This window comes from Paraglaciecola sp. 25GB23A (assembly GCF_040012495.1).
In the GTDB taxonomy this organism is placed as follows: Bacteria; Pseudomonadota; Gammaproteobacteria; order Enterobacterales; family Alteromonadaceae; genus Paraglaciecola.
Map to the genome: position 1 here is coordinate 1 of NZ_JBDYKM010000042.1, position 12,471 is coordinate 12,471.

Here is a 12,471-nt window from a genome sequence, read left to right on the forward strand (position 1 = left end):
CTTCGACTTAAAACCACCAAACTTGTTTAGTAAGATACGCCAATACCTATCATCGGCTCTGACCCCGCAGTTCCGCAGCCCCAAATACAACACCACCCAAAAAATTAAAAAATACTAATAAAAACAAGCATATAAAATCAGAAGGTTAACAGAAGGTTACTGCAACGATATTTATCTAGACTTCTCATCATCGAATTGAGCAGACCAAATACGTCTGTATTAATTCGCTCAGTAGTGTGAGCAATTGAAAGCAAAACTTAGCTTTTTTACTCGCTTAATATTCAGCAGAATTTTGGAGAACAATGATGAAACTTATCCTAATTTTTTATATCGGTTTACTCACCGCGCTCGGTTATGTTGTGCAAATAGGTTTACCTACCGCAAGCTTGACCTTGGTTTTTATCGCGTTAAATGTAGCGTTCTTACCCATCATCATTGCCTATTTACTCAAGTTTTATTTTGTCTTTACGCACCCAACTAAATCTACACCGATTAATAAATTAAAAAATAGTGTTTAAAAACAACCGCTTGAAATAAGAAGAATACCAGAAGGTTAATACAGTGTGATTTTATTAGAGTGGCTTCATTAATTGAATGACCCACTCCTTGATAAAGCCAAAACGGTAAGGAAGTAACGATGCCAAACTTTAGTAGTAAAAAGTCAGCTAGTCAGCGCTTTGACGACAACAAAAACATTATCGACCGATTTTCTATCCCCTTGTCAAATGCCAAAATGGGATCGTTTATTAATATGGTTAATGTGATAGCAGAGGGAATTTTTATTGTTAATGCAAAGGGCGTTATTGAATTTATCAATCCTATCGCTGCTAAATTTTTCGGTCATTCACAAGATACTTTGGCAGGTCAACTTTGGTTTCATTTTTTACATGACCGCTATCGTGAGCATTACGAGTATATTTTTCTTAATTGGCAAGACAATAACAAGTTGCCGCTTAATCATGGTCCCAAAGAAGTATTGTTAAATCGCGCTGACGGAACTTGGTTAGAGGCAGATTTATCAATTTCTTGTCTACCTGAAAGTTTAACTGAAAACGAGCCGTTATTTGTTGGCGTTATTCACAATTTAACCACTCATAAAGCCGAATATAGTGAACTGCGTAGGCAAGCTAGTACCGACCACTTAACCGGCTTAGCCAATCGCTTCAACTTAGAAAAAACCCTAAATAGTAGCTGGAATGATTGTTTTATAAATGAACAACCCATTAGTTTGATTCTAATTGATGTGGACTATTTCAAACACTTTAATGACCAATTTGGCCACGTTAACGGCGATAAATGCTTGCAGCGCATCGCACGTACCATCAGCACGTGTTTGCCCTCGCGAGATGCGCTAGCGGCTCGTTATGGTGGTGAAGAATTTGCGGTTATTTTGCCTCGAAGTCATTCGCAAAGTGCTGAAGCTGTGGCGAAACGTATTCAGCAACAAATCAATATTCTTAATTTTAGTGATTTAGGCTTACCCGCCACTTTCAGGATCAGTGTGAGTCAAGGCATCGCCTGTGAGCACAATGGCCAATACCGCACTCCAGAAGCTTTGATATGTGCTGCAGATACCGCGCTTTATCGGGCAAAAGCCGAAGGTAGAAACAGAATAAACCAGAGTTTATAACGCTCAACATCCCTTGGCCAATGGTGGCGGCTTCAACTCCGCCCCTTGGTCTTTTTTATAGCGGTTTTTTATCTTGTCTAGACAGCCACTTCAAACCACTGACCGACACCCATCGATACCAGCATCGCTAAACTACCCCAAACGAGCACGCGCATTGCAGCTTTGATTTTTGACGCACCACCGATATGGGCTGAAACACTGCCTAATAAACATAAAGAAATTAATGAGATAACAATAATGGCAGGAATAAGTTGGGTGGCTTCAAAAAACAAGACCGTGAGCAAAGGCAATGATGCCCCTGCCGAAAAGGATAAGGCAGAAAAAAACGCCGCTTGTAATGGATTACCCTGAGACAAGTCTGTTATACCTAACTCATCTCGTGCATGGCTACCTAATGGGTCTACTTCCATCAACTTGGTGGCTACGGTAAGTGCTAAGGCTTTATCTAAACCGCGCTGTCGGTAAATAGCGGCCAATTCGTGTACTTCGGCGTTCCAGTTTTCATCGATATGTTGTTGCTCCAAAGCAAGCTCCGCTTGCTCAATATCAGTTTGTGAACTCACTGATACATATTCACCGGCTGCCATCGACATAGCGCCGGCAACTAACGCAGCTAAACCGACCAAAAACAAATGATCAGCTGCCACACCAGAGGCGGCAATACCCACAATTAAGGCTGCAGTAGAAACAATGCCATCGTTCGCCCCAAGTACCACAGCTCTGATCCAACCAATGCGTTCAGCTTTATGTTCATGATTGTAATCCATCTTAACTTTTAAACCTCAACATACGACGCAGAGTTTCGTCTTTTTTAACAAAGTGATGAAATAAGCCTGCAGTCGCATGAAGACCAATTAAAAAATAGCCTGCGGTACCTACAGTTTCGTGAATTTCTTTAATTTGACTCGCAAGCTCTTTATTTTCGTCAAGTAATTGCGGTAAGTGCAATGAAAAAATACTGATGATATGGCCTTCAGCGCTAACTAAAGCCCAGCCCAACATGGGCATAGCAATCATCAAGGTATATAAAGCAACAAACATTAGCTTAGAAGACCATTGCTGAAATGCACCGTAAGTCTCGCGGTCTGGCGTGGGTGTAACCAAACGCGCTAACAATCTCAGCCAAACCAAGGTAAAGACCGACAAACCTAAGAGGTAGTGCACGGTTTTCATTAGATCTCGTGCTTCAGTCCCTCGCTCAAAAATGCCGCGCAACTCTATCGCGGCGTACACACTGGCCAGTAAAATTAACATCAGCCAGTGTAACCACACCGAAATGGGTGAATATTGAGTTTGCTTCATGAGAATTCCCGTTAACTAACAAAGTCCGCTAATCGCAGCGGCCTGATAGTGCTATTTAAGCACAGTTTTATAAACATAGTTTTTAATATAACGTTAAATAATGAGCGCTAGCTTAAGGCATAGTGTAAAAAGATAAAAAGCCGGTATTTAGACAATATTCAAAGTGTTCAATCAGGAGTTTCAATAACAACTTTGCCCGAGCATACATCAATGACCTCATCATAAAAGGCTTGAAATTCGCTATCGGCTATCGCTAATGTGACAGTAACCTGCTGGTCGTAATTCGCCTGCATGTCTGCCACGTCATAACGATTAATTAAGCGTCCAAGGCTGCCATCATATTCATAATCAAAGACTAAGCTTAAAGTGCTACGACTCACTTTTAGCCTAGTCGGCAATTCTTTTAATACTGCAGACACGGCTTCAGAATAGGCTCGCTGTAAACCACCAGTGCCCAACTTGGTGCCACCAAAATAACGCACTACCGCAACTACAACATCGCCTAGACCGCTGTGTTGAAGCACTTTTAGCATAGGCATTCCAGCAGTGCCACTTGGCTCGCCATCGTCACTCATTGAGCGCACGGTGGTATTTGGCGGCCCAGCAATATAAGCCCAACAAACATGGCTTGCTTGCGGATGTTGCTCTCGTAACAAACGAATAAAAGCTTCAGCGTCTTGTCGATTACTCACGTTGGCGACAAAACTTAAAAATTTACTGCGTTTAATCTCTAATTCAATTTGCCAGGATTGCTCAGGAACAGCATAACTTGTTGTACTCACGATGGTTTGGCGTCTCTTTTTTGTGCAAACGCAATATTGTATTTACTGCTATCCATCTTACCCTGAATCAGCCAAATTCAAAGGCAAAGAGTTACTAGTTTTTCAGCAACATCATCAGTAGTGACCAATAGCCTTGAACACATAACATTAAATAGCTTGCAATTAAATAGCGCACTATATATTATGCACGTCGTTACTCTTTAGGAAGTGTCATTGTTAATGAATAAGCCAGACATGCTTTTATTAGATAATCAGCTGTGTTTTGCCCTGTATTCTACCAGTTTGGCAATGACCAAGGTGTATCGCAAAGCATTGAAAAAGTTAGGCCTGACCTACTCACAATACTTAGTGATGTTAATACTCTGGGAAAAAGATCAGCAAAGTGTATCTGCCATTGGTGAGCGCTTATTCTTAGACTCAGCGACCTTAACACCTTTACTGAAACGAATGGAGGTGGCGAATTTACTGGCCCGCCATCGAGCCCCTAACGATGAAAGATTTGTTATTGTTAGTTTAACGGCTAAGGGCAAGCAATTAAAAATCGACGCAGGTGTTGTTCCAGACGAATTACTCTGCGCCACGGCATGTGAGTTAGATGACTTGATGAGCCTTAAAGAACAACTAGAACACTTAAGAAAACAGTTAATCAAAAACATTTAATGCAGCTAGATTGCATTTTTTAACGCTTAACAAATAGCGCGCTATATAATAGCCAGCTATTTAAAATAATCACCAACAGGAGTGAATTTTATGTCTATTCAAAACGTATTATATAAGGCACAAGCTCTAGTCACCGGTGGCCGAGAAGGTCATGCCGTATCTGCTGACAAAGCACTTGATATCAAACTTTCTACGCCCAAAGGCTTAGGTGGTGCAGGTGGTGATGGTACTAACCCAGAGCAACTTTTCGCTGCAGGTTATGCGGCATGTTTTACAGGCGCCTTAAAACTGGTTGCCTCTAAGCAAAAAGTGACGATCCCAGCTACAGCAACAATTGAAGGTTTGGTGGGGATTGGTCCAGTAGACGCTGGCTTCGGTATTGAAGTAGAACTGCGCATTAATGCGCCCGGACTTGATAAAGCACTGGTTGAAGAGCTGGTCGCTAAAGCACATGCCGTTTGCCCATACTCTAATGCGACGCGCGGCAATATTGATGTGACACTAACTGTAATTTAATTAATTTCTCAAGGTGCCCTGCTAAAACAAGCAAACTTTTTAAACAAAGGAGCATGTTGATAGATGGCATCAAAAATTTATAGCGTTAACAGGACAAAAACTAAATGAATATACTAATTGTACTTACCTCTCACGATAAACTTGGCGATACTGGCCAGAAAACCGGTTTTTGGCTTGAAGAGCTAGCGGCTCCTTATTATGCATTTAAACAAGCAGGGGCCAAATTAACCTTGACATCACCTTTGGGTGGCCAACCGCCACTGGATCCAAAAAGTAATGAAACCATGTTTCAAACCGACGATACCCATCGCTTTGAAGCTGATAACGAAGCAACACAAGCTCTAGCTGCAACCCTTAAACTGGCTGATGTGAAAATAGCTGATTACGATGCAGTTTTTTACCCAGGTGGTCATGGGCCATTATGGGATTTAGCTGAAGACAAAAATTCAATCAACTTAATTGAAACCGCCATCGGCGGCAACAAACCAGTTGCCTTAGTCTGCCATGCCCCAGGTATACTTAAACACGTGAAAAATGCCGATGGCCAACCACTGGTCAAAGGTAAAGCAGTAACGGGCTTCAGTAATAGCGAAGAAGCCGCAGTTGAGCTGACGAAGATCGTACCTTTCTTGGTTGAAGATATGCTTATTGCCAATGGTGCTAGCTACAGCAAAGTAGGCGATTGGGAGTCACACGTAGTAACAGACGGCTTATTAATCACGGGGCAAAACCCCGGTTCATCTGCAGATACTGCCAAAGCCCTAATTACTGCGTTAAAAGGCTAATCATCTGACTAACTCAGTGATACTTCACTGAGTTAGTCCATTATTTATTGACCACATCAGGCTGTGATACACTAATCCCTTCATTTAGCTCATTGCCGAGCGAGGTTGCATTTTAACAGCCTATTCTCCCCATCAGGCAAAAGCTTGTGCTAACCCTAATTACACTTCATTCGATTAATCTTCTGATTTTTATAATAAAGCCTAACGATTTTTGTAAGCCGCTTGTGGAGTGCATTAATGTTTGAAATTCAGTCCTGCCTAATGAACTGAATAGCTGGTTTGAGCGAATTGCAGCAGTTGGACCTGACTTGGCCGAAAGTCTGCTTCCCCCAAGAAGGCAGACTGTCGGAGGCTTTCTTTCAATAGACCCTTTGTGTTTAGATTATCAGTTAGCTGTCGGACACACTGAATGACTATTCACTCTACTAGGCTGGGACAGCTAGCGGATAATATCCAATGGAGGAAACCGCGGGAGTTTACCTGTGATGTGTCGTTGCTATGGGGATTTCGTTGGTGGGTCGACGGATAGTTGCCGGCTCTTTGCGGCATATGTTTTTTCGAACGCGTGATATTCGGGTTTTCTTCATCTTTACTGCCTATTTCTTCCTTTTTTGTTTCTTCAATTGCCATGATTTCACGGATTTTATACTTTCAAGCCTAGCGCTTCTCTCACCGCGTTTTGACGATGATATTAATACTGAGTTGATAGTGTGTTAGTTTCCGTTTTATAGCGCCTGTTTGGCGGTGCTCTGGGTAAATATACGGGCAATGTTATCGCGACTATCACCATGGGTTGTTTGCACTGACGACAATGAAACGGAGCAATCTCATCAGCAAGGGGGCCAATGTGGGCGTAACATCAGGTGCAGGCGCATTCAGTAACTGTCTGGCGAGTGCTAATTTAGCGTGACTGGCAAGCAATCCGTAATGCCGTATGCGATGAAATCCAGATGGCAGCACATGCAGCATAAACCGGCGGATAAACTCGTGCGTATCCAATTGCATCTCTTTGTGCTTCGTACGCCCTTTGAGTCGATAGTCTTTGTAGGTAAAGCTGACGTATTGGTCGTTGATTTCCCGTAGTCGACTGTTAGCGATTGCCACGCGATGCGTGTATCTGGACAAGCAAGCGAGCACGGCTTCAGGGCCAGCAAACGGTCGTTTTGCATACACCACCCACTCTCGATGTTGTTGCTCGGCGCACCACGTGTCGAATGGGACAGACTAACTCAGCCCATCCAATTCACCATGAAACTGCAAACGCCGCTCAGCAAATCGCTGTCGCAGTCCCGTCACAAACAACCGACGAAACAAACGCGACAAGACCTTCACCGGTAAAAAGAAGCCCTTTTTACACGCTTGCCACTGCTGCTTGTCTGTACTTATCCCGCCGCCAGGCATGATGCAATGCACATGCGGATGGTGTGTCATCGCTGAACCCCACGTATGCAATACCATTGTTGTCCCAATATCCGCACCTAAGTGTTTGGGGTCTTGAGCAATGGTTGCCAGCGTTTGTGAGGCAGCGCTAAACAACAATCCATACAGTTCAGCTTTGTTATAAAACGCTAACTGGCGAATGGCAGCAGGCAAGGTAAACACCACATGATAGTAATCCACCGGTATCAGTTGCGTTTGGCGTGCACTCAACCAGCGTTTAGCCGCGGATGACTGGCACTTGGGGCAATGTCGATTACGACATGAATTGTAGGCGATAAGGTTGGTATTACATTGCGGGCAATGCAATTGATGACCACCCAGTTGTGCACTTCGACAACGTGTAATGGCCGACATCACTTTAAGTTGATTGAGGCTCAGATGTCCTTGCTGTACTGCCTTGTATTGCTCACCATAAAACCGAAAGACATCAGCCACCTCAAGTGAGGGGCGAGGCATATCATGCTACTCAATGAGTTAACTTCAGCGCATCGAGCGGACTCACCACCTCATGCAGTAGCTTGGTTGCCACTTGCGCATACAGTGCCGTGGTTTCCAGCTTACTGTGACCCAACAAGGTTTGTATCACCCGAATATCCACCTTGGCTTCCAGTAGGTGGGTGGCGAAGCTGTGTCGTAATGTATGCATAGAAACCCGTTTGTCAATGTCGGCATCGTGTGCCGCCGCTTTACAGGCACGACTTAACTGACGTGTGGAAATAGGGTTAATCGCTTGCTGACCTGGAAACAACCAACCACCATTCAACATCAACTGCTGAGCATGCGCGTAATGCCACCAATCGCGCAGGTAGCCCAGTAACACCGGTGATAACATGGCCAACCTGTCCTTGTTACCCTTGCCTTGTTCAATCCGTAAGACCATACGTTTACTGTCGACATCAGTAACTTTCAATGCCACCACTTCGCTCACTCTTAATCCAGCCCCATAAGCAACAGACAAAGCCGTCCGGTACTTAAGATTGTGCGCCGATGCAATTAAACGCTTCACTTCATCCAAGCTAAGTACCTGAGGCAATTTACGGGGCGTAGGAACCGTACTCAATTTCTGCACAACATCGGGACGATTGAGGGTTTTACAAAACAGAAATTGCAAACCTGATAAGGTGGAGTTGATAGTGATGTTTGAGGCACCTTGTTCGGCCATTGCAATCTGAAATTGCCGCAACTCCTCTGCCGAAGCGTATGCAGGTGAATGTTTGAGATACGTGGCAAGCTTCGTTACCGCACGGATATAGCCAATTTGGGTTTTAGGGCTGAGTCTACGCATGTTCATATCATCTATCATGCGCTGACGAAGGGGACTAACAGCTTCAGTGAACTGAGTCATAGTAATACTCCAAAGTAAGTTCAGGGCGACATGCCCTTTACTCAGCTTAGAAGCGGATCACTTATCTTGGCAGTTTCTGGCGATGTTGAAGCGGCAACCCTACCGCGCGAGCGGTTTAGTCCATTGGCTGTGAGCAGAAGTTATCATCAAAAGTGCGGTATGAATGGAAAGTGTGCGCCATAGGACATTTTGCGCACCGCAATATAAACCTTTACAAATAAGAGGGTTTTTGAAGTCAACTATAGAAAAAAATCAAACAAACTATCCTTATGCATTGGTTTGAAATATTATTCATGGGTATTATTAATTTATACCATTTAGTGTCTTTTCTTCTGACGTGCATTCTTTAATAATAATTGTATTGCATAAGGGTAAATTTACATGCCGCATGATCACAACAAAGAAAATACTCCATCAAGTCAATTTGAAGAAGGCTCACCTGATATTGATATGAATATCAATAGAGAGTTAGCTATTCTGAAAAATGCACTGGACGAACATGCCATTATGAGTGTCGCTGATGTTGCTGGAAACATCATCGAGGTCAATGACAAGTTCTGTGTCATCAGCGGCTATAAACGTGAAGAGCTACTGGGCCAAAACCACAAGATCGTTAAGTCTGATGAGCATTCAGACGCGTTTTTCGTGAATATGTGGAAGACTATCTCTAGTGGTCGTACTTGGCATGGTGATATTAAGAATACCAACAAGACTGGTGAAGACTTTTGGGTTGCTACGACGATTGTTCCGACTCTAGATGATAAGGGTAAGCCCCTCCAGTATGTCGGCATTCGTACAGAAATCACTAAGCGTAAACAAGCCGAATTACGTGAGAGATCCCGCACTCATGTATTAGAGCTAATTACGAAAGGTGAGCCGTTGCCAGTTATTCTGGATGCCATTGTGAAGGTTGTTGAGCAAGATAACCCAGCCATGTTATGTAGTGTTTTATTACTAGACGATACAGGAAAACATCTATTAAGCGGCACAGCATCAAGTCTTCCCGATTTTTATAACGAAGCGATTCATGGCGTAGAGATTGGCGAAGGGGTTGGCTCCTGCGGAACCGCTGCCTTTCTTAACCAGCGTGTAATTGTTGATGATATTCAGACTCATGCTTACTGGGTAAGCTATAAAGAACTGGCAAAAGAGGCAGGATTAGGCGCATGTTGGTCAGAGCCAATACGTTCCTCAAAAGGCAAAGTGCTCGGTACTTTCGCTATCTATCATCGCAATATAAATCATCCAACAGAAGCTGATATTGCCCTAATTGAACAAACCGCAAATATGGCAAGTATCGCCATTGAAAAAAAACAAGCAAGAGAAAAATTAATAAAGAGCGAAGAGTTGCTGCGTCTATCGTCAGAATTGGCCAATGTTGCAGCCTGGGAAATGGACCTTGTGGCTGACTCAATGACACGTTCGAGTAACCACGACAACTTATATGGACTTACGGACGTGGGGCAATGGCATGTAAATACCTTTATGGACGCCACCCATGTTGATGACCGCGAAAAATGCAACTTATTCATTAATCGATCATTAGCGCCGGGGGGGCCCGATCAGTATAAGTTTGATTTTAGGATCCATTATCCCGATCAGTCTATTCATTGGCTAAACGTCATCGGCGTGGTCATTGCGCGCGATTCGGAAGGTGTTGGTATAAAACTGCGGGGCTTTATTACTGATATCACTGACCGCAAAGAGGGCGAACTGGCGGTACAAAGGAGCCAGAAACTACTCACAGAAACCGAACAGATCGGCAAGGTCGGTGGCTGGGAGTTCGATATTGATTCGGGTAAACAAACATGGACTGAAGAGGTATACCGCATCCATGAACTGGATCATGATTCTGAACCGTCAGTGGCGACCGGAGTTAATTTTTATACTGCCGAGTCCAGACCGACTATCGAACAGGCGGTGCAGCGGATAATCGAGCATGGCGAACCGTTCGACTTGCTACTGGAAATCATCACCGCTAAAGGCAATCTCCGCAGCGTTCACACAATAGGCAAAGCTGACCTTGAAAACCGCAGAATCTATGGCTTCTTTCAGGATGTCACTGACATTCAAAACATATCTGCTGAACGTGATTTGTTGTCTAAGGCGTCACAAGCCACAACATCAGGTATTGTAATCACAGACAAACATAAAGATGTTGTGTGGGTGAACGAGGCCTTTACCACGATAACAGGATATTCTTTGGCCGAAGTTAAAGGCTTTTCATTAAAAACCTTTCTGCAAGGAAAGAAAACAAGCCAAACAACAGCATTAGAAATAAACCAAACGCTTGAAGACGGCAATGAAGTCGATGTGGAAATACTGAATTATCGAAAAGGCGGCCAGCCATATTGGAATCACCTGAAGATTTCACCCGTTCGAGAGCACGGAGAGATTAAACACTTTATTGAGATTCAGCAGGATATTACTGAAAAAAAAGAGCAGCATGAAACGATAGTAAAAATGCAGCGACTTGAAATGATGAGTCAGCTATCTATGGGCATTGCCCATGATTTTAATAACATATTAGGAATAATCTCTGGAAATCAGGAGATTGCCAAAATGGTCAACACTCAACCTCAGTTAGTCCCACTTCTCAATGCCATTGAAAAAGCCACTGAGCGCGCCAGTAACTTAACCACTAAGCTGTTAAAGTCTTCAAAGCACTCGCATTCGCAACAAAAACTGGATTCAATTCAGGTGCTGATACAAGACTTCAAAGCAATGATTACAGAATCGGTACCCAACAACGTTTCCATGCGATGGCAAATTGATGAGGCGATTACACAAACAGTCGATATTTTGGAGTTTCAGGACGTACTTTTAAACTTAGTCGTCAATGCCAAAAACGCCATCCATCATCATGGAAGTATCTCACTGGCTGTAAACAAGGCTAAGGAATTCAATGCGGCGGGTGAGTATGAGGTGAGTAAACCTCTAGCGTCCAGTGCTTATGTCGTGCTGTCAGTTGAAGACACTGGCGAAGGCATTCCTAACGATAAATTTGATGACATCTTTTTGCCTTTTGCAAGCCATTCATCGAAGGAAGGCACAGGACTTGGCCTGACCATGGTGCTTGGTTTCATTGGGCGACATAACTATGGGCTAACGCTTCACTCAGAGCCTGGTGTCGGAACGAAATTCTCGATTTGGATACCAGAGTCATATCCACAGATAACCGAAAAATTAAACAGTCATGGAGCTGAATCGGGCTACTTGCGAGCTAAAAACATCGTCCTGATTGATGATGAAATTGATTTACTTAACGTCACCACCTCACTCTTACAGTTACATGACCATAAAGTTACCTCCTTTAATAACCCAGAAGAGGCCATAGCCTTCATAGAGGACAACAAAGAAAGCATTGACCTAATCATCACTGATGAGGTCATGCCAGGCAGTATTCAGGGCCACAATATCGTAGCTATGCTCAAGGATTTCATCCCCGTAATATTAATTTCGGGCTATACAGAGCCTGACAACATAAAAGGATTAGAACATCTTTTGCTTGCAAAGCCTTTTGGCAATAACGCGTTACATCAAAAGATTGCAGAAGTGTTAAATGGCGTCAAAATGGAAACCTAAATCCTTAAACATTCGGTATTCACTCTAAAAAGTGAGACTAAACAATTAGCAGACTGCAAATGTCACAAACTTCCCAGTCAGGCTTGACGCTCGACTGACCGCTTTTAGGCTCGAAGCTGCCTGTCAGAGAACTTCTGCCCAACGACTGCAAATGTCACAAACCCGACCAAAATTGGATTCAATTTAGTTGTTCGAGTTTAAAACATTGATTCCCAGTTTCAAACTTTAATATGCTAGTACAAGACAAAAAACTATTATTTACGTTACTTACTAATGAAATAAAGTTCGACTATCAAGAAAAATGGCTGCACAGCAGTCATCATTAATTTTTAGAAGTTTTTTCTCTGTGAAATCTGCAAGGCTACTACGTTCCACCTCATCAAAAATAAGAACACTACCATTTTCGTAATGACGATAGATATTCAC

General features: G+C 43.3%; 10 protein-coding genes and 1 pseudogene. 6 read left to right on the forward strand and 5 right to left on the reverse strand.

Annotated elements, in window-relative coordinates; all coding sequences use genetic code 11:
* Positions 1–302: 302 nt before the first annotated feature.
* Together ABKW31_RS22220 and ABKW31_RS22225 are read left to right on the forward strand one after the other, a co-directional pair.
* Positions 303–518, forward strand: coding sequence for a hypothetical protein (locus ABKW31_RS22220; protein WP_348618904.1), 216 nt, complete (start codon positions 303–305; stop codon positions 516–518).
* Positions 519–637: 119 nt separating this feature from the next.
* Complete coding sequence (locus tag ABKW31_RS22225; RefSeq protein ID WP_348618905.1) at positions 638–1,630, forward strand: GGDEF domain-containing protein; 993 nt, start codon at positions 638–640, stop codon at positions 1,628–1,630.
* A 77-nt stretch (positions 1,631–1,707) separates the two neighbouring features.
* Here the strand turns inward: ABKW31_RS22225 and ABKW31_RS22230 are convergent, their stop codons facing one another.
* The 3 genes from ABKW31_RS22230 to ABKW31_RS22240 all read right to left on the reverse strand — a co-directional run bounded on the left by ABKW31_RS22230 (position 1,708) and on the right by ABKW31_RS22240 (position 3,714).
* On the reverse strand, positions 1,708–2,397 hold the full coding sequence (locus ABKW31_RS22230; protein ID WP_348618906.1) for a VIT family protein: 690 nt from the start codon (positions 2,395–2,397) through the stop codon (positions 1,708–1,710).
* A gap of 1 nt (position 2,398) precedes the next feature.
* On the reverse strand, positions 2,399–2,932 hold the full coding sequence (locus ABKW31_RS22235) for a cytochrome b (RefSeq protein ID WP_348618907.1): 534 nt from the start codon (positions 2,930–2,932) through the stop codon (positions 2,399–2,401).
* 167 nt (positions 2,933–3,099) lie between these two features.
* Positions 3,100–3,714, reverse strand: coding sequence for a YigZ family protein (locus ABKW31_RS22240; RefSeq protein ID WP_348618908.1), 615 nt, complete (start codon positions 3,712–3,714; stop codon positions 3,100–3,102).
* 219 nt (positions 3,715–3,933) lie between these two features.
* On the opposite strand from ABKW31_RS22240, the gene ABKW31_RS22245 reads away from it, so the two are divergent.
* The 3 genes from ABKW31_RS22245 (at position 3,934) to ABKW31_RS22255 (ending at position 5,675) form a co-directional block, all read left to right on the forward strand.
* Complete coding sequence (locus ABKW31_RS22245; protein ID WP_348618909.1) at positions 3,934–4,374, forward strand: MarR family transcriptional regulator; 441 nt, start codon at positions 3,934–3,936, stop codon at positions 4,372–4,374.
* A 90-nt stretch (positions 4,375–4,464) separates the two neighbouring features.
* The gene (locus ABKW31_RS22250) at positions 4,465–4,890 is read left to right on the forward strand and encodes an organic hydroperoxide resistance protein (RefSeq protein WP_348618910.1); all 426 of its coding nucleotides are present in this window, start codon (positions 4,465–4,467) and stop codon (positions 4,888–4,890) included.
* A 104-nt stretch (positions 4,891–4,994) separates the two neighbouring features.
* Entirely contained in the window at positions 4,995–5,675 is a 681-nt protein-coding gene (locus ABKW31_RS22255) for a type 1 glutamine amidotransferase domain-containing protein (protein WP_348618911.1), read from the forward strand.
* A 909-nt stretch (positions 5,676–6,584) separates the two neighbouring features.
* Here the strand turns inward: ABKW31_RS22255 and ABKW31_RS22260 are convergent.
* A pseudogene (locus tag ABKW31_RS22260) lies at positions 6,585–7,571 on the reverse strand (IS91 family transposase); the annotation flags it as partial.
* Positions 7,572–7,581: 10 nt separating this feature from the next.
* Positions 7,582–8,460 carry a tyrosine-type recombinase/integrase gene (locus ABKW31_RS22265; protein ID WP_348618912.1) on the reverse strand — a complete coding sequence of 293 codons (879 nt, stop codon included), beginning with the start codon at positions 8,458–8,460 and terminating at the stop codon, positions 7,582–7,584.
* 381 nt (positions 8,461–8,841) lie between these two features.
* On the opposite strand from ABKW31_RS22265, the gene ABKW31_RS22270 reads away from it, so the two are divergent.
* Positions 8,842–12,045, forward strand: a complete 3,204-nt coding sequence (locus tag ABKW31_RS22270; RefSeq protein WP_348618913.1) for a PAS domain S-box protein — start codon at positions 8,842–8,844, stop codon at positions 12,043–12,045.
* Positions 12,046–12,471 lie beyond the last annotated feature (426 nt).